This window comes from Streptomyces sp. JHA26, from assembly GCF_002005565.1.
Classification (GTDB): Bacteria; Actinomycetota; Actinomycetes; order Streptomycetales; family Streptomycetaceae; genus Streptomyces.
The window spans coordinates 1-22358 of record NZ_BDJC01000071.1 but is presented as its reverse complement, the minus strand read 5'-3'; the positions used below and the strand labels follow the sequence as shown (position 1 = coordinate 22358).

22 protein-coding genes are annotated in these 22358 nt (G+C 74.4%); 6 read left to right on the top strand and 16 right to left on the bottom strand.

Annotated features, from left to right (window positions below; translation table 11 throughout):
* Positions 1 to 102 precede the first annotated feature (102 nt).
* The 5 genes from JHAT_RS29810 to JHAT_RS29790 form a co-directional block, all read right to left on the bottom strand.
* Positions 103 to 1314 (bottom strand): ketosynthase chain-length factor, encoded by a 1212-nt coding sequence (locus tag JHAT_RS29810; RefSeq protein WP_077801397.1) that lies wholly within the window; start codon positions 1312 to 1314, stop codon positions 103 to 105.
* On the bottom strand, positions 1311 to 2582 hold the full coding sequence (locus JHAT_RS29805) for a beta-ketoacyl synthase (RefSeq protein WP_077801396.1): 1272 nt from the start codon (positions 2580 to 2582) through the stop codon (positions 1311 to 1313). Before JHAT_RS29805 ends, JHAT_RS29810 begins: the two co-directional genes overlap by 4 nt.
* Positions 2579 to 2908, bottom strand: coding sequence for a TcmI family type II polyketide cyclase (locus JHAT_RS29800; RefSeq protein WP_077801395.1), 330 nt, complete (start codon positions 2906 to 2908; stop codon positions 2579 to 2581). Before JHAT_RS29800 ends, JHAT_RS29805 begins: the two co-directional genes overlap by 4 nt.
* Before the next feature lie 249 nt (positions 2909 to 3157).
* Entirely contained in the window at positions 3158 to 3856 is a 699-nt protein-coding gene (locus JHAT_RS29795) for an antibiotic biosynthesis monooxygenase (RefSeq protein WP_077801394.1), read from the bottom strand.
* Between the two features lie 53 nt (positions 3857 to 3909).
* Positions 3910 to 5379 (bottom strand): FAD-dependent monooxygenase, encoded by a 1470-nt coding sequence (locus tag JHAT_RS29790; RefSeq protein ID WP_077801393.1) that lies wholly within the window; start codon positions 5377 to 5379, stop codon positions 3910 to 3912.
* 166 nt (positions 5380 to 5545) lie between these two features.
* On the opposite strand from JHAT_RS29790, the gene JHAT_RS29785 reads away from it, so the two are divergent.
* The gene (locus JHAT_RS29785; RefSeq protein WP_077801392.1) at positions 5546 to 6043 is read left to right on the top strand and encodes a nuclear transport factor 2 family protein; all 498 of its coding nucleotides are present in this window, start codon (positions 5546 to 5548) and stop codon (positions 6041 to 6043) included.
* 126 nt (positions 6044 to 6169) lie between these two features.
* On the opposite strand, the gene JHAT_RS29780 is transcribed toward JHAT_RS29785, so the two are convergent.
* The 6 genes from JHAT_RS29780 to JHAT_RS29760 all read right to left on the bottom strand — a co-directional run bounded on the left by JHAT_RS29780 (position 6170) and on the right by JHAT_RS29760 (position 12232).
* A complete protein-coding gene (locus JHAT_RS29780; RefSeq protein WP_077801391.1) occupies positions 6170 to 6589 on the bottom strand; it encodes a pyridoxamine 5'-phosphate oxidase family protein in 420 nt (139 codons plus the stop codon).
* A 130-nt stretch (positions 6590 to 6719) separates the two neighbouring features.
* Positions 6720 to 6857 carry a hypothetical protein gene (locus tag JHAT_RS34795; RefSeq protein WP_171991125.1) on the bottom strand — a complete coding sequence of 46 codons (138 nt, stop codon included), beginning with the start codon at positions 6855 to 6857 and terminating at the stop codon, positions 6720 to 6722.
* Between the two features lie 33 nt (positions 6858 to 6890).
* Positions 6891 to 8339 carry a condensation domain-containing protein gene (locus JHAT_RS29775; RefSeq protein ID WP_171991124.1) on the bottom strand — a complete coding sequence of 483 codons (1449 nt, stop codon included), beginning with the start codon at positions 8337 to 8339 and terminating at the stop codon, positions 6891 to 6893.
* 295 nt (positions 8340 to 8634) lie between these two features.
* Positions 8635 to 9456 (bottom strand): 4'-phosphopantetheinyl transferase superfamily protein, encoded by an 822-nt coding sequence (locus JHAT_RS29770; protein ID WP_077801389.1) that lies wholly within the window; start codon positions 9454 to 9456, stop codon positions 8635 to 8637.
* 62 nt (positions 9457 to 9518) lie between these two features.
* On the bottom strand, positions 9519 to 11282 hold the full coding sequence (locus JHAT_RS29765; protein WP_107482059.1) for an acyl-CoA dehydrogenase family protein: 1764 nt from the start codon (positions 11280 to 11282) through the stop codon (positions 9519 to 9521).
* Positions 11279 to 12232: an aromatase/cyclase gene (locus JHAT_RS29760; protein ID WP_077801388.1), complete on the bottom strand. Its 954-nt coding sequence runs from the start codon at positions 12230 to 12232 to the stop codon at positions 11279 to 11281. The genes JHAT_RS29765 and JHAT_RS29760 overlap by 4 nt, the downstream gene beginning before the upstream one ends.
* A gap of 391 nt (positions 12233 to 12623) precedes the next feature.
* On the opposite strand from JHAT_RS29760, the gene JHAT_RS29755 reads away from it, so the two are divergent.
* Positions 12624 to 12851 carry a hypothetical protein gene (locus JHAT_RS29755; RefSeq protein WP_143660537.1) on the top strand — a complete coding sequence of 76 codons (228 nt, stop codon included), beginning with the start codon at positions 12624 to 12626 and terminating at the stop codon, positions 12849 to 12851.
* Between the two features lie 161 nt (positions 12852 to 13012).
* Here JHAT_RS29755 and JHAT_RS29750 read toward each other — a convergent pair whose 3' ends face one another.
* Both JHAT_RS29750 and JHAT_RS29745 read right to left on the bottom strand, forming a co-directional pair.
* A complete protein-coding gene (locus JHAT_RS29750) occupies positions 13013 to 14074 on the bottom strand; it encodes an AfsR/SARP family transcriptional regulator (protein ID WP_253195654.1) in 1062 nt (353 codons plus the stop codon).
* Positions 14075 to 14146: 72 nt separating this feature from the next.
* Complete coding sequence (locus tag JHAT_RS29745; RefSeq protein ID WP_077801385.1) at positions 14147 to 14392, bottom strand: hypothetical protein; 246 nt, start codon at positions 14390 to 14392, stop codon at positions 14147 to 14149.
* A gap of 280 nt (positions 14393 to 14672) precedes the next feature.
* On the opposite strand from JHAT_RS29745, the gene JHAT_RS29740 reads away from it, so the two are divergent.
* The 4 genes from JHAT_RS29740 (at position 14673) to JHAT_RS29725 (ending at position 18921) form a co-directional block, all read left to right on the top strand.
* Positions 14673 to 15494: an AfsR/SARP family transcriptional regulator gene (locus JHAT_RS29740; protein WP_077801384.1), complete on the top strand. Its 822-nt coding sequence runs from the start codon at positions 14673 to 14675 to the stop codon at positions 15492 to 15494.
* 159 nt (positions 15495 to 15653) lie between these two features.
* Entirely contained in the window at positions 15654 to 16436 is a 783-nt protein-coding gene (locus tag JHAT_RS29735; RefSeq protein WP_077801383.1) for a thioesterase II family protein, read from the top strand.
* Positions 16433 to 17698 carry a beta-ketoacyl synthase gene (locus tag JHAT_RS29730; RefSeq protein WP_077801382.1) on the top strand — a complete coding sequence of 422 codons (1266 nt, stop codon included), beginning with the start codon at positions 16433 to 16435 and terminating at the stop codon, positions 17696 to 17698. Before JHAT_RS29735 ends, JHAT_RS29730 begins: the two co-directional genes overlap by 4 nt.
* On the top strand, positions 17695 to 18921 hold the full coding sequence (locus JHAT_RS29725; protein WP_077801381.1) for a beta-ketoacyl synthase N-terminal-like domain-containing protein: 1227 nt from the start codon (positions 17695 to 17697) through the stop codon (positions 18919 to 18921). Before JHAT_RS29730 ends, JHAT_RS29725 begins: the two co-directional genes overlap by 4 nt.
* A 76-nt stretch (positions 18922 to 18997) precedes the next feature.
* Here the strand turns inward: JHAT_RS29725 and JHAT_RS29720 are convergent, their stop codons facing one another.
* The 3 genes from JHAT_RS29720 to JHAT_RS29710 form a co-directional block, all read right to left on the bottom strand.
* The gene (locus tag JHAT_RS29720) at positions 18998 to 19846 is read right to left on the bottom strand and encodes an AfsR/SARP family transcriptional regulator (protein WP_077801380.1); all 849 of its coding nucleotides are present in this window, start codon (positions 19844 to 19846) and stop codon (positions 18998 to 19000) included.
* A gap of 443 nt (positions 19847 to 20289) precedes the next feature.
* Complete coding sequence (locus JHAT_RS29715; RefSeq protein ID WP_253195653.1) at positions 20290 to 20895, bottom strand: ScbR family autoregulator-binding transcription factor; 606 nt, start codon at positions 20893 to 20895, stop codon at positions 20290 to 20292.
* A gap of 32 nt (positions 20896 to 20927) precedes the next feature.
* Positions 20928 to 22358 (bottom strand): acyl-CoA carboxylase subunit beta (locus tag JHAT_RS29710; protein WP_077801378.1); only part of this gene is annotated, 1431 nt, incomplete at its 5' end.

Genomic DNA, 22358 nt, shown 5'->3' with positions numbered 1-22358 from the left:
GGTGCGGGTGTGCGGTGACGGATCGTGCGGTGACGGATCGTGCGGTGACGGATCGTGCGGTGACGGGTCGTGCGGTGACGGGTCGTGCGGTGACGGGGTGCGCTAGACGGCGCGCACGACCATCGCGGAGTTGAAGCCGCCGCTGCCGCGGGCCAGGACGAGCGCGGTGCGCACGGGCGCCGGGCGGGGGTCGGCGAGGACCAGGTCGAGCGGGTAGTCCGGGCACGGATCGGTGTGCACGGTCGGGGGGATCACCCCGTCGCGGATCGACAGGAAGGCCGCCGCGAGGTCCAGCGGGGCGGCGCCCGAGTACAGGCGCCCGGTCATGCTCTTCGGCACCGTCACCGGCACCCCGCGGTCCCCGAAGACGGCGCTGATCGCCTGTGCCTCGACGAGGTCGCCGGCCGGGTCGCCGGCGCCGTCGGCGAAGACCACGTCGACGTCGGCGGCGTCCGCCCCGGCGTCGGCGAGGGCGACCTCGACGGCCTTGCGCAGGCCCGGCTCGCGTCCGCTGCCCGGGCGCGGGTCGATCGTGGCGCCGTAGCCGGCGATCTCGCCGTAGACGCGGGCGCCGCGGGCGCGGGCCGCCCCGGCGTCCTCGGCGATGAGGATGGCGCCGCCCTCGCCGGGCACGTAACCGCGCGCGTCCCGGTCGAAGGGCAGGTAGGCGCGGGTCGGCTCGTCGCTGGTGGACAGCTTGCCGGTGGTCAGCTGGGCGACCCAGCCCCAGGGGCAGATCGAGGCGTCGACCGCACCGGTGACGATCAGGGCGGTGCCCTTGCGGATCTGCCGCCGGGCCTGCGCGACGGCGTCCAGGCCGCCCGCGCCCTCGCTGACGACGACCCCGGAGGGGCCCTTCATGCCGTTGCGGATGGAGATCTGGCCGCTGTTGACGGCGTAGAACCAGGCGAAGGACTGGTAGGCGGAGACGTACTGGCTGCCGCGGCTCCACAGGTTCTGCAGCTCGCCCTGGCCGAACTCGAAGCCGCCGGCGGCGGACGCCGTGATGACGCCCATGTCGAACTCCGGCAGTTCCCCGGGGTCGGCGCCGGCGTCCTTCAGGGCCCAGTCGGCGGCGACCAGCGCCAGCCGGGTGACCCGGTCGGTCTGCGGCAGCAGCCGGCTGCTCAGGTGGTCCTCGGCGACGAAGCCGGGAACCTCGCCGGCCAGCCGGGCCGGGTAGGCGGACGGGTCGAAGCGGGTGATGCGGCCGATGCCGTGCTTGCCGCCCAGCGTCGCCGACCAGTAGTCCTGCGTGCCCAGTCCGTTGGGTGCCGCGACGCCCAGGCCGGTCACCACCACCGAGGCGGTCATACGAGGCTCCTTTCCGCGCTGGCGAGCACCATGGCGCTCTGGAAGCCGCCGAACCCGCTGCCCACGGTCAGGACGGTGTCGACGAGCTGGTCACGGGCGACGACGGGCACGTAGTCGAGGTCGCACTCCGGGTCCGGGGTGTGCAGGTTGGCCGTGGGCGGGACCACGTCGTACTCCATGGCCAGCGCGGACGCGGCGATCTCGATGGAACCGATCGCGCCCAGGGAGTGCCCGACCATCGACTTGATGGAGCTGACCGGGGTGCGGTAGGCGTGTTCGCCCAGGCTCCGCTTGAACGCGGCGGTCTCGTGCCGGTCGTTCTGCTTGGTGCCGGAACCGTGGGCGTTGATGTAGTCGATCGACTCCGGGTTCAGCCGGGCCTCGTCCATGGCCCGTTCGATCGCCTCGGCCATCTCCACGCCGTCGGGCCTGAGACCCGTCATGTGGTAGGCGTTGGAGCGGGTGGCGTACCCGGCGATCTCGGCGTAGACGTGCGCGCCGCGCCTGCGGGCGCTCTCCAGCTCCTCCAGGACGAAGAAGGCGGTGCCCTCCCCGAGGACGAACCCGTTGCGGGTGGCGTCGAAGGGGCGGGAGGCGCACTGCGGTTCGTCGTGACGGGGGGTGGTCGCCTTGATCGCGTCGAAGCAGGCCATGGTGATCGGCGAGATCGGCGCGTCGGAGGAACCGGCGATCACCACGTCCGCCGAGCCCTCGCGGACCAGCTCCACGGCGTAGCCGACGGAGTCGATGCCGGAGGTGCAGCCGGTGGAGACCACGGTGCTCGGGCCCTCGGCGCCGACCGCCCAGGCGACCTCGGCGGCGAACGAGCTGGGCACCATGTGCCCGTACAGGTGCGGGACGGCGTAGGTGTGGTCCACGACGTCGAGGCGGCCGCCGTCGCTGACGACGCGGTACTCCTCGTCCAGGCCCATCGTCGCGCCGACCGCGCTGCCCACGGTGACCCCGACGCGGTGCGGGTCGAGGGCGCCCAGGTCGATGCCGCTGTCGGCGACGGCGCCGCGCGAGGCGACGACCGCGAACTGGGCGGCCCGGTCCAGCCGGCGCACCTCCTGGGGCGTCAGGCCGTGCTCGTAGGGGTCGAAGTCGGCCTCGGCGGCCACCTTCGAGCGGAACGGGGAGGGGTCGAAGAACGTGATGCCCCGGGTGGCGGTACGGCCGTTGCTCAGCAGGTCCCAGAACCTGTCCCGGCCGACACCGCCGGGGGCGATCACCTCGATCCCGGTGATGACGACGCGTCGCCGGTTCACGCGGACGCCTCCCAGTCGTAGAACCGGGTGGCCATGGCGTCGGCCGGCGAGCGCCAGGTCTTCGGGTCGTACGCCTCGATGAAGGGCTTGAGGTCCTCGCTGATCCCGATGAAGCGCGGGTCGGTCTTGGCGGCCTCGATCAGTGCGCCGCCGTTGTCCTCGTCGAAGTCCTGGAGGTGGAAGTACAGGCCCCGGTAGGAGAACAGCTGGCGGCGCCGTGTTCCCATGCGGTGGGGCATGTCGGTCGCGTCGAAGTCGGCGAACAGCCGCGCCACGTCGTTGCTCGAGGCCTCGGCCATCCGGGCGACAATCAACGTGCTGTGCATAGAGGTTCAGCTCCTCGGCGTTGCATGGGAGATTTCGCGTAGCGGGCGGGGCGGCCGGGCGGCCGGCGGGCCGGGCCCCTCCGTGTCGACGGTGCGGCCCGGCGGTAGGGCCCGGCCCGCACATCGCCTGAGGCCGGCCTGAGCCGCGTCCACGGACGGACGGTCGGCCGGGTGCGACGGGCGCCCGGCCCCGCGAGAGGACCGGGCGCCCGGGGAACCGTGGGGCGTGCCGGCGGGCGGCACGCCGGTTCACTCGTCGCCGGCGGCGCGGGTGAGGACGACCTGGTAGGTGTTGACGTCGACCTCGGTGGTGACCGCGGTGATGCGGGCGTGGGCCTTGCTGCGGCCCTCCGGCCACTTCTCCTCGGGCAGGTCCCGGTGGGCGTCGTAGGCCTCCTTGCTCTCCCACTGCGAGTAGGAGACGACGAAGGAGCCCTCCAGACCGCGGGCGCGCAGGCCCTTGAGGACGATGTGCCCGCGGAAGCCGGGGGCGTCGACGATGCCCGCCTGGCCGGGGCCGAGGGCGTCGACCAGCTCGTCCTGGTCGCCCTGCGCGACCTTGTGGACGGCGATGACGGTGTAGTTGCCGCGGTTGGGGCAGATCGTCACCTCGCTGCCCGGGCCGTCGGGGGTCAGGGTGTAGGCGATCTCGTTCTGCAGCAGCCGGATGGAGGTGGTGATCTCACCGAAGACCGGCAGGGTGCGGTGCTTGAACTCCTCGCCCTGGTAGCGCTTCTCGAGGTCCTCGCCGCTGCGCCACTGGATGAAGTTGGCGGTGCCGGGGCTGTCGACGCCGGCGTGCACGGTGCTGGACATCCAGCCCTCGTACGCCGCCGCGTTGACGATCTTCGTCATCTCCTGGATGAGCGAGTCCTGCTTCTCGGGCGCGTCGGTGGTGAACAGGTTGAGCACGGTGAGGTGGTTGTCCTCGACGGAGACGGTGGGCATGGGTTTCCTTCGCTTCCTGGTGACGGTACGGAACGGGTTCCGGCTGAACGGGTTCAGGCGGCGGGGCCGAACCAGCGGGTGAGGGCGGCGGCCAGGCCGTCGGCGCCGGCCCCGGTGGGCGCGACCCAGGCGACATAGCCGTCGGGACGGACGAGGATGCCGTCGACGGGCGCCTCGCAGTCGAAGTCGGCGGCCACCAGGTCGACCCGGTCGGCCCAGCCCGCGGCCGCCGCGCGCAGCCCGTGGTCGCCGCCGAGTTCGAGCAGCACCGGGCGGCCGGTGTGCTGGAGCGTGAAGCTGGAGATCTTCTCGCCGTCGACGACCAGCTCGCGCTCCGGCAGCCGCCGGCCGAGCAGCGGGTGGTCGCCCTCGCCGACGTCGTGGCGGATGTCCAGGCCGGTGACCATGCCCGCCAGCAGGCGCCGCACGGACTCGTAGTTCTCGACGAGCTCGCCGAACACCTCGCGCAGCGGGGCGATCTCGTCGCCGCCGAGGTAGAGGGTGCGCTGGGCGAGGGTGTTGGTCAGGATGCGGGCGCCGACCGGGTGCCGTTCGTCGTGGTAGGTGTCGAGCAGGCCCTCGGGGGCCAGGCCCTTGACCTCCAGCGCCAGCTTCCAGCCCAGGTTGACGGCGTCCTGGACGCCCGCGCTCATGCCCTGCGCCCCGATCGGCAGGTGGATGTGGGCGGCGTCGCCGGCCAGCAGGACGCGGCCCTTGCGGTAGGCGACGGCCTGCCGGCTGACGTCGGTGGTGGAGCTGACCCACAGCGGGGTGGCGCCGCTGATGTCCTCGCCGGACAGCCGCCGGAAGGTCGCGGCGACCTCCTCGAAGGTGATCGGGTCCGGGTCGGTGCGCAGCGGCTCGGTGCGGTCGAAGTAGATGACGCGGCTGCGGTCCGGGCCGAGCGGCATCACCATGACCATGCCGTCCGGCACCCGCTCGCCGCTGAACCGCGGGCGCAGCGGGACGCCGGCCACGTCCGCGAAGCGCAGCTCGATGGTCGGCTCGGTGCCGGGGAAGTCGATCCCCGCGAGGGTGCGCACGGTGCTGCGGGCGCCGTCGCAGCCCACCACGTAGCGGGCGCGCAGCCGGACGTCGCCGTCCGCGGTGCGGGCGGTGACGGTCACCGCGTCCTCGGCCGTCTCCAGGCCGGTGACCTCGGCCCCGCGGCGCACCTCGGCGCCCAGTTCCCGTGCCCAGTCGCCGAGGACGGCCTCGGTGCGGGCCTGCGGGATGCCGCGGGCGCCGTACGAGCCTCCCTCGATCACCTGGTAGTCCAGGCCCACGCCGCCGAAGTGGCCGACGGGAATGACGCCGACCTCGCCGAATCGGGCCATGAGGCCCCGCTGGGCGAATTCCTCGATGGTGCGCGCCGAAAATCCCAGAGCCCTGGACTGCCGCATGGGCTCGCTCAATTTGTCGAGCACGGTGACCGAGACTCCATTGAGCCTCAATTCACCCGCGAGCATAAGTCCGGTGGGACCGGCTCCCACCACGATGACGTCAGCGTCGAAGTCGTTCATTTGGCCCTCTCCCCACTGGTGTCCGGCCAGTATTGCGAGGGCTGCGGACGGCCGTAAATAGCGTTTGGTACAGGACTTCGACAACGAATGCCAGAGAAACCTCGGGAATGTCAGATCTTTGTCAGGAAGGTTGCCGGACCGAGAGCGGAGGGTGGAATTATCAGGTATGACCTACACCCGCAGCATCGATGAATCTGCAACCACTTCGGCGACGTCCCCGGAGGAGTCCCGCGCCGCGGTCGCGGCGCTGCTGAACCGCTACCTCGTCTCGCTCGACGACACCGACGACAGGCTCGACGACGCCTGGGCGGACGGACTGTTCACCGAGGACGCGGTCGTCGCCTTCCCGATGAGCCGGCACCAGGGACGCGCCGGCATGGCCGAGTACCACGGCACGGCGCTGTCGGCGTTCGCGGCCACGCAGCACCTGGGTTCCGCCCCGGTGGTGGTGCTGGACGGCGACCGGGCCACGCTGCGCGCCAACCTGGTCTCCACGCACGTGCACCACGCGCGGCACACCCCTCCGCTGGGCGAGCTGCCCCCGCTGTTCGCCACCGGCACGTTCGTCACCGGCGAGGCGCGCCGCACCGACCGGGGCTGGCGGCTGTCGGAGCTGGCCTTCCGGCTGCTGTGGGCGGACGGCTCCCCCGCACCGGCGGCGTGAGGACCGGGCGGCCGGGCCGAGGACGGTGACGCCGTCGACGGCCGCCCGGGCCGCCCGGCTCCCGCCGGCCCTGCGGTTCCCGGCCCTGCGGCTCCCGCCCGTCACGGGCCGGGAGCCGCAGGGCGCTCACGTGTTGAGGCTGAGCACCCGGTCCACGGCGATCTCGATGACCACCCGCCCGGGCGGGCTGGGCGGTGTGGACCAGTACCGCCGGGCGTACAGCTTCGCCCCCCGCGCCACCCGGTCCGGGTCGCGCACGACGGTGCCGGTGCCTTCCAGGGTGGCCCAGGCGAACCCGTCCACCTGGCACAGGGCCACCCGGCCGCCGGGCGCGGCCAGCAGATTGCGGGCCTTGCGGGACGAGGCGACCGTCATCACCCGCGCGAGACCGCTGGACGCCTCCCACGTGAACCGCACCGGCGCCACGTGCGGCGACCCGTCGGGCCGGATCGTGGTGAGGGCGGCGACGTGCTGCGTGTCGGTGAGGAACGCCTCCAGGGAGGCGGACACCGCCACGGCGGCCGGGTGCTGATCGGGCAGAGACATCGTCTTTCGTCCTTATGTCCTCGGGAACGTCGATCATGAACTTCGACCGGGAACGTCGAGAGAGCGGAAGGGGCCGCGGGGGCGCGGGGCCCGGCGGGCCGGAAGGAGGGCGGCCCGTGTCCCCGCAGGGTCAGTCGATGCCGCGGACGATCGTGTCCTCGTCGTCGTCGTCCGCACCGGCCAGCCGCAGCGGCGGCGCGCAGATCACCGGCACCGGCCCGAACTCGGCCGCGCCGGCCTCCAGGATCCCCGTCTCGCCGTCGTACATGGGCACCTCCTTCGCGTCGATCGCCCCAGGGTGTCAACGTTCTCTCGCGGTTCCCTCGACGGTGGGCGGTCCGCCCGTGGAATGCGGCCGGAGCCATTCGGCGAACCGCTCGCGGCGCCGCCCCGGAGCCATGTGCGGTGCCCGGTCCTCACCGAGGACGGCCAGCACGTCGGCGACGGTCGCGCTCTGCGCGGTGCCGGGCAGATGGCGCAGCAGGCGGGTGCAGTGGGCCACGAGCAGGTCCGCGTCGGCGTCGGAGAGACGGGCCCGGTCGTACAGGGCGGCCAGGGCCAGCGAGCCGTCGGCGAGGTGACGGGCGAGCAGGGCGACGGGGAAGACGGTGTGCGCGCCGCCGGCCCGCTGCCGCTCGAAGCGGATGCCGGCGGCCGACAGCCCGGCCCGCAGCTCGGCCGGCGGGCGCGGGACCGCCTCGACGGACACCAGGCTGTCCAGCAGCCTGCCGGCCCTGCCGCCGGTCCACTGCTGCACCTGCCCGGCGCAGGTCCACTCGTAGGCGGCCATGTCCAGTGCCCGGTCGCGCAGCGTGGCCAGCAGGTGCGCCAGCCGGTGGGCGGGATCGACCTCGACGGTCATGGGCAGGCAGGTGCGCATCGGCCCCACCAGCCGTTCGACGGCGTCCAGGGCGATGCCGCGCCCCGAGGCGGTGACACCGAAACCGACCGTCACCGGTCCGCCGGTGCCGGCCGCCCGGTACAGCAGCAGCGCCCACACCGCGTGCAGCACGCTGGAGTCGGACACCGCCCGGGTGCCGGCCCAGCGGCGCAGCCGTCCGGTCTCGGCGGCGCTCAGACGGGCCTCGGCCCGGCCGCAGCCGCTCTGCCGCGTCTCGGGGCCGGGCAGGGCGGGCAGCAGCACGGGGCGTCCCGGCGGCAGCGTCCGGGTGAAGAAGTCCCGGGCCGGCGCCGGGTCCTGGCGTTCCAGCCAGCGGGCCCGGTCCCGGATGTCGGGCCTGCGCTCCCCGCCGGGCAGCACGCCGCCGGCCAGGTAGGCGCGACCGAACTCGTCCATCAGCACGAACGCGCTCCAGGCGTCCAGCAGCGCGTGGTGGAAGGTGAGCAGCACCCGCGTGGCCGGCGGTCCCGCCGACCGGGCGGCGCCCTCGCCGGACAGGTCGAGGAGGGTCAGGCGCAGCGGGGCCGGGCGGCGCAGGTCGAAACCGCGCAGCCGGTCGCGTTCGAGCAGGTCGTCCCAGTCGACGCTGCCCGCGCGGTGGCGTACGACGTCGGCGCGCGCGTGGTCGTGCAGCACGATGCGGGGACCGGGCGGCAGGACGCGGGGGTCGGGCTGCCAGTCGACGGCGGTCCGCAGCACCGCCTCGCGGTCCATGACGGACTGCCAGGCGCAGACGAAGCGTTCGGTGTCCAGCGGGCCCCGCCAGTCCCACGTCACCTGCTCGACGTGCCGGCCGGTGTGCCGGTGCGCCAGGGAGTCGAGCAGGACGTCGTACTGCTGCCACGTCACCGGTACGGTCGGCCGCTGCTGCGTGGGCCCGTGGGCGGCGCCGGCCGTCCGGCGGTCGGGTCCCCGCCGGCGACGTGGGCGGCTCGGCCTCGCCATCGGCGCCTCCTGTCGCGTCCGCGTGCCTGCTGCCGGTCGGGCCGCGGCTCACCGCGGGCCCGGGGGCGCACGCCCGACGGACGCGCTGCTCCCGGGCACATCGTTCAGGAGACCCCCGTCACCGGCCTGACACCGCCCTGACACGGCTCCACATCCGCCACAGAACCGCCGGAGAGGGCCCGTCGGCGCCGGGTCCGCCTCAGGGGGGCGGGTCCGGCGCGCCCCGGGTCATCGCGGACAGGAACCCCTTGTCGAGCATGGTCTGCACGGACATGTCGCCCGCCGTGCTGAGCCCCGCGTCGTGGCAGGCCACGCTGAGCAGGTAGCGGTCCAGCACCGAGTGCGTGGCGAACCCCCACTCGCCGCGCGTGGCGGCACTTCCGTCGGGGGCCTGCAGCCGGCCCCCGCGGCTGAAGCCGAACTCCTTGAAGCCGAGCCGCAGTCCCTGGCCGAGTGCCTTGCTGTAGGCCTCCTTCAGCGTCCACAGCCGCAGCAGGTACGCGGCCCGCTCGTCCTCGGGCAGCCCGTCGACCTCGGCGGCCTCGGCGGGCGTCAGGATGCGGGCCTGCAGCAGGTCCAGCCGCACGAACCGGTCGGCGAACTCCACGTCCACCCCGATCCGTCCGGTGCGGCTGAGCCCCACGGCCATCACGTCGCCGGTGTGGGACAGGCTCACCTCGATCTGGTCGAAGCCGCGCAGATAGGGTCGCCCGCCCAGCCGGTAGCCCAGGTCGAGGTACTCGGGCGGGGTCTTCAGGGCGGCGGCGGCCGTGTGCTTGATCAGCAGCCGCGCGGCGGCGAACCGGTGGCGCACGGCGGCGTCGGGGGTGCGGCGGTAGCGGTTCCAGTCGGCCCCCAGCAGCTCCCGCAGGCGGGGCTCGGTCAGCACGCTGGGCAGCCACTCGGTCCACGTCGTGTACACCAGCGCGTTGCCGAGCTGCGCCAGGTCCTCCCGGACGCCGTGCCAGGGACCGGCCGGCCGCGGCACGTGAAGGGGCAGGGCACATCTGACCGGTTTCATCGTCCTCTCCCTCCGTGTCGTCGCCGTCGCGCCCGCACGCGCGACGGCCCGCCGCGCGTGCCTCAGCCGGCCAGCTGCGTCGCGTATAGGTCGTAGCTGTGTCCCGTACGGCACCGCTTCAGCACCTCGGCCAGCACCGAGGCCTGCGCCTCGGCGGGCACGTCCGGCACCGGGGCGCCGAGTCTCCGGGCCAGGCGGCCGAGCGCGACCACCGCCCAGGCCGGGTCGGCGAGGAAGCCGTCGCCGGCGGCGGCCCGGTTCTCCCACACCCCCAGGCACGCGGCGGCGGCCAGCACCAGGGCGTAGCGGTCGGCCAGGACGCAGGCCTGCGGATCGAAGGCGGCGCCGTCCGCGCCGGGCAGCGCCGCGCACCGGGCGCGCAGCACCCGCAGCTCCTCGACGAAGGTCCGCGCGAGCCGGGCGAGCGCGGTGTGCAGCGGATCGCGCCCGGACGCGCCGTCCAGCCGTCCGGCGACCGCGACGAGCGTCGCCGACAGCAGGTCGCCGGTGCCGGAGTGGGCGAGCCGGCGGTGGTCGAAGGCGGGCAGCGGCGCGCCGGGGGCGAACAGCTGCGCGGGCGGCTCCGCGCCGCGGAACCAGACGGTGCGGGCCAGCGTGGACAGCTGGGGCACGATCACCGCCTGGCACAGGGCCGTACCGGAGTGCCCGAGACCCGCCACGGGCAGGTCGCGGGCGAGTTTCTGGAAGCCCCCGTAGTGGGGGCCGCGGTCGTAGCCGCGGGCGCCGAGCACGGCGGCCATCTCGTCCAGGTCCTCCCGCAGCAGGTCCGGCATCGTGTACTTCACGGCCGCCGCCGGTACGTACGCGTCCCGCGGCGCCAGGCTGAGGGCGCGCAGGCCGGTCACGGCCATGGCGTCGCAGGCGAGCAGGTCGGCGAAGACCCCGGCGAGCGCCTTGTGCCAACGCCGCGCGGGCTGTCCGCCGGGCCGGTTCTCGGTGGCCGCGCGCACGGCCTGCCGCAGGACGCCGTCCACGCAGGCGACGACCGTGCCGGGCACCAGGCAGTGGCTGGTCTGGAAGCTGCGCAGGGCCAGGGAGACGCCCTCGCCCACCGAGCCGACGACGGCCGAGGCGGGCAGGGCGACGTCGGTGAGTTCGATGCCGCAGAAGCGGGCGCCGCGCATCCCGGAGGTCTCCACGCGGCGGGAGCGGAGCACCCGCCCCGAGGCGGGCGGTTCGGGGCCGAGCAGCAGGACCGAGTGGCTGCCGGGGCCGTCCTGGGCGCCGGTGCGCGCGTAGGTGACGAACACGTCGGTGCGGTCGGCGTTGATGACGGCGTCCTTGCGGCCGTTGAGCAGGAAGCCGCCGTCGGGGGTGCGGGTGGCGGCCAGTTCGTTGCGCAGGATGGCGTTGGCGTGCGCGATCTGCCGGTGCACGATCGAGACCCGGCCGCCGTCCAGCAGCACCCGGGCGACGGCGCGCCGCTGGTCGTCGTCGCCCGCGGTCCACACCGACGACGCGGCGAACAGCGAGGTGATGCCGAAGCCGTAACCGAGGGCCAGGTCGCGGCGGAAGACGGGGCGCAGCACCCGGGCGAGCCGTTCCAGGTCGGTGAGCCTGCCGCCCAGGTCGTGCGGGACGAACTCGGCGGCGAGGCCGGCCTCGGCGAGCAGTGCCTCGGTGGCCTCGGGCACCGCGCGGGCGTCGTCGGCGCGCAGCAGCGCCAGCTGCCCGTGCGGGTTGCCGGGGTCGAAGGGGTCGCCCAGGGCCGCCTCCAGGAAGGCGGCCCGCTCCGGTTCACCGCCCGTGACGTGGGCGGCGCGCGCCGGTACGGCTTCGGCCGCCGTGCTCCGGGCGGCGGTCACAGGACCCGCACCGTGCTGGTGGCGTGGTGCGCGGCGCGGTCGAGGACGATCCGGGAGGCCCGGCCCAGTTCCTCGCGCAGACGGCGGCGGGCGTCCTCGACCGTGGCGCCGGGGCCCAGGACCCGCTCGACGGCGTCCTCGCGCAGCAGCACGGTGTGCCGGGCGGTGACGTCCAGGCCGGAGGCGTCGGGGTCGACGGACCACTCGCCGGTGTGCGCGGCCAGCAGCGGGGCGGTGCGGGTCTGCTTGTAGACGATCCGGCCGGCACCGGGGAAGCAGATGCGCACCGACTCGGTGTCGTGGACGGTGCCGTCACCGGCGGCGCTGCCCATGGTCATGACCTGGACGCCGGGGCCGTCCTCCACCAGGCGCACGCTGTGCACGTGCGGCAGCAGGCCGGGCCAGTCGCCGGCCCGGTAGAGGAAGTCGAAGACGAGTTCGGGGGGCGCCTTGAGGCGGACGGTGTCCTCGAAGGACAGCACCAGGGAGTCCAGCCGTTCCCACCGTTCGGCGAGCCAGGCCAGCCGGTCCAGCTGGGCACGGCTGTTGGCGTGGGTGATCCGCTCCAGCCGGGCCACGTCCGCCGGGTCGTCCCCGGTGACGGTGAAGGCGTGCTCCAGGGTCACCCTGCAGCGGTCGCCGAGCGAGGTGACCGTCCAGACACCGCGCATCGACTCCACCGGGGCGGCGGTGACGTCCTGGCGGAACTCCACGCGGTGCCGCCCGACGTCCAGCCGGCGGCCGGAGACCCAGGAGGCGATCCCCTCGCCCGCGGCGGCCCACATGCGCAGCCGCTCGTGGCTGCCGTCGAAGTCCAGCTGCTCCACGTGCAGGCAGGGCTGGAAGAACAGCGGCCAGTGGGAGGCGTCGGCGATCAGCCCGTACAGCACGCCGGCCGGGGCCGATGCGGTCACCTCACACGCCGCGCGGTGCACTCGCGAATCCGGCATCCTCACACCCCTTGTCGTCCGAAGCGGCTCCTGCGGCGGTCGGCGCCGACGGGCCGGCCCGCGGGTGCCGCCGTCCGCCGCGGCCCGCGGGCCGGCCCGTGACGGACACCGGCCGCCCGACGGCCGTGGCGCCGATGCTGTCCGGAACCGCTCGCGACCCGGCCCAGGAGGACTCGGGCCCCGCTCGAACGCGGCGGGACGGCGGGGCCGGACGCGGTGGTGTCGGCGCCGGTGAGCCGTCCTTCGGGCGGACCGCCCCGCGGGGCACCGGCCGGACGCTCGACCCGCGCTCCGCCGCCGCCCGGCACCGCCTCGACCCCGGCGGCGCACGGTGGCCGCCGCACCCGTCGGCAGCGGCCGCCGGGCCCCGCGCCGCAGGAGGGGGACGACCATGGGGTGGCGAGAGACGTCCTTCCCGTGCTCCTGCCTACGCGGCGTGTGGAACAGCCTGGCCGCCTCCGGCGTGCTGCATCCGCTGGGGGACACCGCCCCCGGCTTCCCGGCGTACGGCGATCCGCCCGCGGAACCGGACCGGCCGCCGCGCCCGGCCGCACCGGAGCGGCGACCGGCACGCGAGGCCCGACGGACCCCCGGCGCCCGCGGCGTCCGCGCGGCCTGAGCCCGGGCCCGCCGCGTCGCGGGCGGTGAGCCGGTCGGGGCGGTCGGCCGGGTTTCGCTGCTCGCGGGCGAGCCGCTCCGGCCGGTGCCGCAGCCGGGCGGTCCCGTCGTGCGGCGGCCCCGGGGGCCGGACCCCACGGGCCCCGGACCGTCCGGGCCCGGTCACAGTCCCGCCACGTCGCGGGCGGTGAGCCGGTCGAGGCGGTCGGCCAGGTCCCGCTGCTCGCGGGCGAGCCGCTCCAGCCGGTGCCGCAGCCAGGCGATCTCGTCGTGCAGCGGCCCCGGGGGCCGGACCGTCTCCCCGGTCCCGGGACCCGGACGCCCCTCGGCGGCGGGCAGCAGCCGGACGGTGGAGCCGGGCGCCGCGGGGCGCGGGGACGGCGCGGGGCGCGGGGACGGTGCGGGAAGCCCGTGGTGCAGGATCGCCTCCATCCGGCTGCGCAGCACCGGGCCCGGTTCGATGCCCAGGTCGTGGACGAGCCTGCGGCGGACCCGCTCGTACGTGCCGAGCGCCTCGGCCTGCCGGCCGCTGCGGTACAGCGCGGTCATCAGCAGCTCGTAGAACCGCTCCCGCAGCGGGTGGGCGGTCGTCAGCTCCTCCAGTTCGCCGGTGATCTCCTGGGCCAGGCCCGCCCGCAGACAGGCGTCGTACAGCGTCTCCAGGGCGACCAGCCGGCTCTCCTCCAGCAGGGCGGCCTCCGTCGAACAGATGATGCCGCGGCCGCAGCCCTCCAGGGCGGGGCCGCGCCACAGGGCGAGTCCCTCGCGCAGCACCTCCACCGCGCGGCCCGGGTCGGCGGCCGCCAGGGCGCGCCCCTCGGCGACCAGGCGGTGGAAGCGCTGGGCGTCGGTGGGGGCGCGGCCGAGGCGCAGCACATAGCCCAGGGGCCGGGTCACCAGCCACTCGTGGGGTTCACCCGAGCCGGGCGCCGGCCGGGGCAGCAGGCGGCGCAGCCGGGCCACATGGGCCTGCAGGGCGTTGGCGGCCCGGGCCGGCGGCCGCTCGGCCCACAGCTCGTCGACGAGCCGTTCCGCGGGCACGACCTGCCCGGCCCTGACCACCAGTGCGCCCAGCAGGGCCCGCTGTTTGGCGCCCGTGGGCACGACGGACACGTCCACGCCGTCGTCGTAGATCTGGACCGGACCCAGAATCCTGAACTCCATCTCGTCCTCACCGGGAATTTCGACGAGACCGCTTCCCCGGCGCACGGTAGTGCCCGCCATTTCGGAATGCTGTGTTCACCGGCATTCCGCAGGTCCGCGCGGACGGTGCCTCGAGGATTCATCGAGGGTTTTTCATGCCGCCCGTCCCGCCGGCTCCGAGAACTCCACCCGGCAAGGGCGCCGGTGATAGGCGCTGAGCACGGCCAGCAACCGGGCGTCCGGCAGCTCCGGCAGGAAGCCGTCCCTGCCCGGATCCTGCCGCCCGGCTCCCCCGTCCGGTCCTCCACGGGCCGCCGACGCCCTCAGGCGGGCCAGCAGCCCGCGGGTGAACGGGTCCGCGCCGACGGCGGGGACCGCACGTACCGCTTCCGTCTCCATGGCCGGAAACTAACAGCGGCCGCCGTCCGGCGGGAGCCCTTTCCCGGCTTCGTGATGGTGAGCGGGTGTTTCGTCAGCCCGGCGTCAGCGATCCGTCAGAGCCGGGATCCGAAGGCGGCTCAAGACATACTCGAACGAATCTGGGGTGCCGGTCTGCAACGGTTATGACCCGCCTAGTGATCGGCCCGCGTAAATGCCCCGGGAAACCGCGAAGCGACAGTATCTGAGGACTCGATCAGCACTCTGGTCCGACGGCCGCCATCTCGGCACGGAGGGAATCATGAACATAAAAGTCCTGGGTGCGTTGAATGCCGAAGTCAACGGAATATCGATCGTGCCGACCGCGGGAAAACCCCGCCAGGTCCTGGCACTGCTCGCCCTGTACCCCGGCCGGGTCGTGCCGGTGCCCACCCTCATGGAGGAGATCTGGGGCACCGATCTGCCGCAGAGCTCCCTGACCACGCTCCAGACCTACATCCTCCAGCTGCGCCGCATGCTGGGCACCGCCATGGGCCCGGACGTGCCGGGTTCGGCCAAGGACGTGCTCGCCACCCGCTACGGCGGCTACCTGCTCCAGATCCCCTCCGAGGCGGTCGACGTCTTCCGCTACGAGCGCCTGGTCACCGAGGGCCGGCAGGCCTTCGAGGACGGCGAGGACGCCCGCGCGGCCTCCCTGCTGCGCGAGGCGCTCGACCTGTGGGAGGGGCCCGCGCTGGTCGACGTGCGCGTCGGGCCGGTGCTGGAGATCGAGGTGATGCGGCTGGAGCAGAGCCGCCTGGTCGCCCGGGAGCGCCGCATCGACGCCGATCTGCGGCTGGGCCGGCACGTCGAGCTGATCGCCGAGCTGACCGACCTGATCGCCCGGCACCCCCAGCACGAGGGCCTGCACTCCCAGGCGATGGTGGCGCTGTACCGCTCCGGCCGGCAGGCCGCCGCGCTGGACGTCTACCGCCGGCTCCGGCAGCGGCTGATCGACGAGCTGGGCGTCGAGCCCTCGCCGCAGCTGCAGCGGATGCACCAGGCGATGCTGACGGTCGACCCGCGGCTGGACGTCGTCGCGGGCCCCCGCCGCACGTCGACGTTCGACCTGTACGCCGCCTAGGAAGGGCGGTGGCGGCCCTCGCCGCCGGGGCGCCGTACGCGGCGGGTCGAGCGCCGCCCGAGCAGGGGTTGCTTAGCTCGTGTCACCCGGTGCGCGGCGCTGCCGCCATCCGGCACCAGGACGGCACTCGGGCAGGACGTGCCAGGAGGAGGGCGACTGATGGCTTCCCGGACGGAGGTCGAGGAGGCGGGCGCGGGACCGGTCAGGCTGCACTGCCTCGCCCATGCGGGGGCGGGCGTGGCCAGCTACCGGCGCTGGCCGGCGGCGGTCGGACCGGCCGTCGACGTGGTGGCCCTGCCGCTGCCCGGCCGCGACAGCCGCCGCCGCGAGACCCGGGTCACCGACCGCGCCGGACTGCTGGCCGACCTGCTGCCGACCCTGCTGAGGGCCGCCGAGGAGGGCCCGTACGCGCTGTACGGGCACAGCCTGGGCGCGCTCGTCGCCTACACGCTCACCCGGGCGCTGGACGACGCCGGCGCGCCCGCACCGCTGTTCCTCGCGCTGGGCGCCTGTCTGCCGCCGCACGTGGCGACCGCCCTGGTGGGCGCGGCCGACCTGCCCGACGAGGAACTGCTGCCGCTGCTGGGGGACCTGGGCTCGCTGCCGCAGGGCGCCACCGCCTCCCCCGGCGGGCTGTGGCGGCGCAGCGTGCTGCCCGTGCTCCGCGACGACCTGCGGCTGGCCCGGTCCCTGCGCGAGGCGGCGCTGGACCCGGTCACCGGCGGCCCCGTCAGGTGCCCGGTGCTGGTCTTCGCCGGCAGCGACGACCCGCTGGCGGCGCCCGACTCGGTGCGGCACTGGCAGCAGTGGGCCAGCGGCCCGATCGTGCGGCACACCGTCGCCGGGGACCACTTCTTCGCCGGTTCCGCGCAGTTGCCGCGGCTCGTCGGGCGGGCCTGCCGGGACCTGGTGGGCGCCGGAGCACCGGACAGCGGCCGATGAGACGCGTCGTGATCACCGGGATCGGGGTCGTCGCCCCGGGGGCGGTGGGCACCGGCCCCTTCTGGTCCCTGCTGACCTCCGGCCGTACCGCCACCCGCCGGATCACCCTGTTCGACGCCTCGCCCCACCGCTCGCGCATCGCCGCCGAGGTCGACTTCGACCCCGCCGCGCACGGCTTCACCCCGGCCGACGGCGAACGCCTGGACCGGGCGGCGCAGTTCGCGCTCGTCAGCGCCCGCGAGGCGCTCGCCGACAGCGGACTGGACGGCGCGGGCGATCCGCTGCGCCGCGGGGTGAGCCTGGGCAGCGCCATCGGCTGCACCACGGGGCTGGCCACCCAGTACGCCCTGCTCAGCGACTGCGGCAAGGCCTGGGCGGTGGACCACACCCGGGCCGCGGACTGCCTGTACGACTACTTCGTGCCCTCGTCGCTCGCGGCCGAGGTGGCGCGGGACTGCGGTGCGCAGGGCCCGGTGGGTCTGGTGTCCAGCGGCTGCACCTCGGGCCTGGACGCGGTCGGGCACGGCTGGGAGCTGGTCCGGGAGGGCAGCGCCGACGTGGTGGTCGCCGGTGGCGCGGAGGCGCCGATCTCGCCGATCTCCATGGCCTGCTTCGACCGTATCCGGCTCACCAGCCCGCGCAACGACGAGCCGTGGACCGCCAGCCGGCCCTACGACCGCACCCGGGACGGCTTCGTGCTCGGCGAGGGCGCGGCCGTGGTGGTCCTGGAGGAGCTCGAGCACGCGCGCAGGCGCGGCGCCCGCGCCTACGCCGAGCTGTCCGGCTTCGCCGCCCTGAGCAGCGCGCACCACATGACGGGGCTGCGGCCGGACGGGCGGGAGATGGCCGCGACCATCCGGGCCGCGCTGGACGAGGCACGGCTGAACCCGGTCGACGTCGACTACGTCAACGCCCACGGCGCGGGCACCCGGCACAACGACCGGCACGAGACGCACGCGTTCAAGGCGAGCCTGGGCGAGCACGCCCGCCGGGTCCCGGTCAGTTCCATCAAGTCGATGATCGGGCACGCGCTCGGCGCGGCCGGCGCCCTGGACCTGGTGGCCAGTTGCCTGGCCATCCGGCACGACACGGTGCCGCCGACGGCCAACCTGCACGAGCCCGACCCGTCCTGCGACCTCGACTACACCCCGCTGGTCGCCCGGGAGCAGCGCACCAGCACGGTGCTGAGCGTGGCCAGCGGGTTCGGCGGGTTCCACAGCGCCACGGTGCTCACCCGGCCGCGGCTGAGGGCGGCGGCATGACGGCACGCACGCGACCGGCTCCGCGGGCCGTGGTCACCGGTATCGGGGTCGCGGCGCCCAACGGCCTGGGCACGGGCGCCTGGTGGCGGGCGCTGCTGGAGGGCCGCAGCGGCATCGGGCCCCTCACCCGCTTCGACGCCTCCGGCTATCCGGTGCGCATCGGCGGCGAACTGCTCGGCTTCGTCGACGAGGAGCACGTCCGGAGCAGGCTGCTGCCCGAGACCGACCGGGTCACGCGCATCGCCCTCGCCGTCGCCGAGGAGGCCCTGGCGGACGCGGCCGTGGATCCGGCCGCGCTGCCGGAACACGGAGCGGGCGTGATCACCGCGAGTTCGGCGGGCGGTGCCGAGTTCGGGCAGCGCGGGCTCGAGGCGCTGTGGTGCAGGGGCCCGCGGTACGTCAGCGCCTACCAGTCCGCCGCCTGGTTCCACTCGGCGGGCACCGCGCAGATCTCCATCCGGCACGGGCTGCGCGGTCCGGGCTCCACCGTCGTCAGCGAGCAGGCGGGCGGCATCGACGCCCTCGCCCGCGCGCGGCGGCGGCTGCGCGCGGGGGCGGGCCTGATGGTCACCGGCGGGGTCGACTCGACGCTGTGCCCCTGGGGCTGGGCCGCGCACCTGGCGGACGGCCGGATGAGCCGGACCGCCGATCCGGCCCGCGCCTACCGGCCGTTCGACGCGGCCGCCGACGGCCACGTGGTGGGTGAGGGCGGCGCCCTGCTGGTCCTGGAGGACGCCGAGTCGGCCGCCCGGCGCGGGGCGCGCGGCTACGGAACCGTCGCCGGCTGTGCGGCGACCTTCGACGGCCCGGACCGGCCCCGCCTGCGGGAGGCCGCCGAACTCGCCCTGCGCGACGCCGGGGCGACCGCGGACGAGGTCGACGTGGTCTTCGCGGACGCGGCGGCGGACCCGGTCGCGGACCGCCGGGAGAGCGCGGCCCTGCGCGCCCTGTTCGGCCCCTACGGCGTCCCGGTGACGGCCCCGAAGTCGATGACCGGCCGCCTGGGCGCGGGCGGTTCCTCCCTGGACGTGGCGGCGGCCCTGCTGGCCCTGCGCCACCGGCTGGTCCCTCCCACCACGGCGACCTCCCGCCCGGCCCCCGAACACACCCTGGACCTGGTCATCGGGCGCCCCCGCCCCCTGCCCCGCCTGCGCACGGCCCTGGTGCTGGCCCGGGGCCGGGGCGGCTTCAACTCGGCCCTGGTGCTGCGGGCGGCGCCGTGACCCGCCACGGCCCGCCCGCACCCCGCCCTCCGGGCCGGTCCGCCGCGGGACGCCGTCCGCGCGGCGCGCCGCGCGGTCAGTTCGTACGGGCGACGAGCCGGCGGCCGGTGGCACCCGGGGAGGCCGGGGCGGCCGGGGTCGCGGCCGGGGGGACGTCGGAGCGGGCCATGAGGATCGAACGCTGGAGCCGGCTGAGGGCGGCGGAGGGCTCCAGGCCCAGCTCGGAGACGAGCGTGGTGCGCAGCCGCTGGTAGACGTCGAGCGCCTCGCCGCGCCGCCCCGATCTGTGCAGCGCCAGCATGAACTGCCCGTGCAGGCTCTCGTGCATCCGGTGCTGGTTGACCAGCACGGTCAGTTCCGGCAGCAGCTCACGATGGCGCCCCAGCCGCAGATCGGCCTCGATGCGCTGGTCGAGCACGCACAGCCGGGCCTCCTCCAGCCGCTTGACCTCCATGTCGATGCGGCTGCCGGCCTGGATGTCGGTGAGCGCCGGTCCCGTCCACAGCGACAGCGCGTCGGCCAGGCGGCGGGCCGCCCCGGGATAGTCCTCGGCGTCCATGGCCCGGTAACCGGCGCCCGCCCGGCGCTCGAACTCGCGGAAGTCGATGCTCCCGGACCGGGTGTCCAGGCGGTAGCCGCCGGGGACGGTGGCGAGGATGTCCTTGGGGCTGCACCGCTCGTTCTCGCCGTGGGCGAGCGCCTCGGCGAGCAGCTCCCGCAGCTGGAGCACGTACGTCTGGAGCGTGGTGCGCGCGCTGCGGGGCGGCCTGCTCCCCCACAGTTCCTCCACCAGCGAGGCCACGGGGACCACCTGGTCGGCCTGGAGGGCCAGCAGGGCCAGGACCTGCCTGGGCTTGGGGGCCGTCGGCACGATCGACACCCCGTTCTCGCGCACCGACAGCGCACCCAGCACTTCGATGTCCATATTGCCCCCCATGAGTTCAGGCCGGGGACCGGTGCTCGGCCTCCGCGCCGCCGCTGCGGTCCGTGCCCTGCGTGTCGTCCAACCCCTTGATAAAAAAACGGCGCAGTCGGTTTGTCAACACAAAACAATCACAGGATGGCTCGAGCGGCGATATTCAGCCAGACGAAGATCGAACGAAGATTCGTGCATCCTGGCTCTGAACAGGAAAAACCGCTGGGTCGTCCCCGAGTCTCACTCGAACGGGGTGCTGAGCACCGAAAACAAAGAGCCACCGGACGGCCGGATCCGGACAGCCGGTAACACGTGTCACCTCCGCCTCCGCGCGTACGCCCGCAGGGGCGGGGTGTCCCACAGCTGTCCCCGGATGCACGGGGCACCGCAGTCACTCTTCGGGGAACGGTGAAAAATACCGGACGGTCCAGTGAAGTCTGTCCCACGGGGGACTAGCCCGCAGACCGGACGGACCCCTCGGGCCGGATGCGGGCGACCACGGCGTCGGACGCCAGCGTGGGCAGCAGCAGCCGCCAGAACTCCGCGATCGTGCCCGGGGCCAGCCACGCCCTGTTCCTGACCCCGAGCACCTCGAAACCCACCGTCGCCGCCACCACGGCGGAGACGACCCGTCCCGCCGTCACGCCGGCGCGCAGCTCACCGGTCTCCTCGCAGCGCCGCACCTGCCGCTCGACCCGGTCGCGCCAGGACAACCGCAGGTCGGTGCGCGGCACCCGGGCGGTCTCGCCGCTCAGCTCGAACCCCGCGCGCAGCACCACGTCGTCGCGCAGGGCCTCGGCGAGCCGGTGCGTGGCGTCGACGAGGTGCTGGAGCCGGCTGCTGCCGGGACGGTCGGCGTCGTGCGCGATGGCCCGCAGCACCATCGCGGCAGCCTCCTCGACGGCGTCCGCCAGCGCCGCCTTGCTGGCGAAGTGGAAGTGCAGTGCGCCGCTGCTCACCCCGGCCCGCGAACTGATCCGGGTGAGCGAGGCGACCGTGAAACCGTCCTGGTCGAACGATTCGGCCGCCGCCCGGATCAGAGCTTCGCGTGTGCGCATCGCACGTTCCTGCTTGGCCATCTACTGCTCCGTCACTGGGGTGGGTTGCCGTGCTTGCGGGAGGGCACGTCGGCCTGCTTGGTGCGGAGCATCGCCAGGGACCGGATGAGGACCTCGCGGGTCTCGGCGGGGTCGATGACGTCGTCCACGAGGCCGCGTTCTGCCGCGTAGTAGGGGTGCATCAGCTCGGCCTTGTACTCCTTGACCATGCGCTCCCGTGTGGCGTCCGGGTCGTCGGACTCGGCGATCTGGCGGCGGAAGATGACGTTGGCGGCGCCCTCGGCGCCCATCACGGCGATCTCGTTGGTGGGCCAGGCGTAGGTGAGGTCGGCGCCGATGGACTGGGAGTCCATGACGATGTAGGCGCCGCCGTAGGCCTTGCGCAGGATGAGCGAGATCCGCGGCACGGTGGCGTTGCAGTACGCGTACAGCAGCTTGGCGCCGTGGCGGATGATGCCGCCGTGCTCCTGGTCGACGCCCGGCAGGAACCCGGGGACGTCCAGCAGGGTCAGGATGGGGATGTTGAAGGCGTCGCACATCTGCACGAAGCGGGCGGCCTTCTCGCTGGCCTCGATGTCCAGCACGCCGGCCAGGGCCTGCGGCTGGTTGGCGACGATGCCGACGACCTGGCCGCCCAGGCGGGCCAGCGCGCAGATGATGTTGCGGGCCCAGCGCTCGTGGACCTCGAGGTACTCGCCGTCGTCGACGATCTCCTCGATCACCTTGGCCATGTCGTAGGGCCGGTTGCCGTCGGCCGGCACCAGGTCCAGCAGGACCTCGGACCGCCTGCTCTGGGGGTCGGTGCACGGCACACAGGGCGGGAAGGCCCGGTTGTTCTGCGGCAGCAGCGACAGGAGGTAGCGCACCTCGGCGAGGCAGGTCTCCTCGTCGTCGTAGGCGAAGTGCGCGACGCCGGAGGTCTCGGCGTGCACGTCGGCGCCGCCCAGCCCGTTCTGGGTGATCTCCTCGCCGGTGACCGCCTTGACCACGTCGGGGCCGGTGATGAACATCTGCGAGGTGTCGCGGACCATGAACACGAAGTCCGTCAGCGCCGGGCTGTAGGCCGCACCGCCCGCGCACGGCCCGAGCATCACGCTGATCTGCGGGATGACCCCGGAGGCCCTGGTGTTGCGCTGGAAGATGCCGCCGTAGCCCGCGAGCGCGGACACGCCCTCCTGGATGCGCGCGCCCGCCCCGTCGTTCAGCGACACCAGCGGCGCACCGGCCGCGATGGCCATGTCCATGATCTTGTGGATCTTCGTGGCGTGGGCCTCGCCCAGCGCACCGCCGAAGATCCGGAAGTCGTGCGCGTAGACGAAGACCGTCCGGCCCTCCACCGTCCCCCAGCCGGTGACCACACCGTCGGTGTACGGCCTCTTGGCCTCCAGGCCGAACCCGCTCGCCCGGTGCCGGCGCAACTGCTCGACCTCACGGAAGGAACCCGGGTCCAGAAGCAGCTCGAT

What these genes read in the sequence shown, in the direction of transcription:
- JHAT_RS29730 (WP_077801382.1), top strand. Translation starts at nt 16,433, where the DNA reads ATGAGACGCGTCGTGATCACCGGGATCGGGGTCGTCGCCCCGGGGGCG.
- JHAT_RS29790 (WP_077801393.1), bottom strand. Translation starts at nt 5,379, where the DNA reads ATGAACGACTTCGACGCTGACGTCATCGTGGTGGGAGCCGGTCCCACC.
- JHAT_RS29810 (WP_077801397.1), bottom strand. Translation starts at nt 1,314, where the DNA reads ATGACCGCCTCGGTGGTGGTGACCGGCCTGGGCGTCGCGGCACCCAAC.
- JHAT_RS29750 (WP_253195654.1), bottom strand. Translation starts at nt 14,074, where the DNA reads ATGGCGGGCACTACCGTGCGCCGGGGAAGCGGTCTCGTCGAAATTCCC.
- JHAT_RS29745 (WP_077801385.1), bottom strand. Translation starts at nt 14,392, where the DNA reads ATGGAGACGGAAGCGGTACGTGCGGTCCCCGCCGTCGGCGCGGACCCG.
- JHAT_RS29720 (WP_077801380.1), bottom strand. Translation starts at nt 19,846, where the DNA reads ATGGACATCGAAGTGCTGGGTGCGCTGTCGGTGCGCGAGAACGGGGTG.
- JHAT_RS29770 (WP_077801389.1), bottom strand. Translation starts at nt 9,456, where the DNA reads ATGAAACCGGTCAGATGTGCCCTGCCCCTTCACGTGCCGCGGCCGGCC.
- JHAT_RS29800 (WP_077801395.1), bottom strand. Translation starts at nt 2,908, where the DNA reads ATGCACAGCACGTTGATTGTCGCCCGGATGGCCGAGGCCTCGAGCAAC.
- JHAT_RS29760 (WP_077801388.1), bottom strand. Translation starts at nt 12,232, where the DNA reads ATGCCGGATTCGCGAGTGCACCGCGCGGCGTGTGAGGTGACCGCATCG.
- JHAT_RS29725 (WP_077801381.1), top strand. Translation starts at nt 17,695, where the DNA reads ATGACGGCACGCACGCGACCGGCTCCGCGGGCCGTGGTCACCGGTATC.
- JHAT_RS29715 (WP_253195653.1), bottom strand. Translation starts at nt 20,895, where the DNA reads ATGCGCACACGCGAAGCTCTGATCCGGGCGGCGGCCGAATCGTTCGAC.
- JHAT_RS29780 (WP_077801391.1), bottom strand. Translation starts at nt 6,589, where the DNA reads ATGTCTCTGCCCGATCAGCACCCGGCCGCCGTGGCGGTGTCCGCCTCC.
- JHAT_RS29740 (WP_077801384.1), top strand. Translation starts at nt 14,673, where the DNA reads ATGAACATAAAAGTCCTGGGTGCGTTGAATGCCGAAGTCAACGGAATA.
- JHAT_RS29755 (WP_143660537.1), top strand. Translation starts at nt 12,624, where the DNA reads ATGGGGTGGCGAGAGACGTCCTTCCCGTGCTCCTGCCTACGCGGCGTG.
- JHAT_RS29785 (WP_077801392.1), top strand. Translation starts at nt 5,546, where the DNA reads ATGACCTACACCCGCAGCATCGATGAATCTGCAACCACTTCGGCGACG.
- JHAT_RS29735 (WP_077801383.1), top strand. Translation starts at nt 15,654, where the DNA reads ATGGCTTCCCGGACGGAGGTCGAGGAGGCGGGCGCGGGACCGGTCAGG.
- JHAT_RS34795 (WP_171991125.1), bottom strand. Translation starts at nt 6,857, where the DNA reads ATGTACGACGGCGAGACGGGGATCCTGGAGGCCGGCGCGGCCGAGTTC.
- JHAT_RS29795 (WP_077801394.1), bottom strand. Translation starts at nt 3,856, where the DNA reads ATGCCCACCGTCTCCGTCGAGGACAACCACCTCACCGTGCTCAACCTG.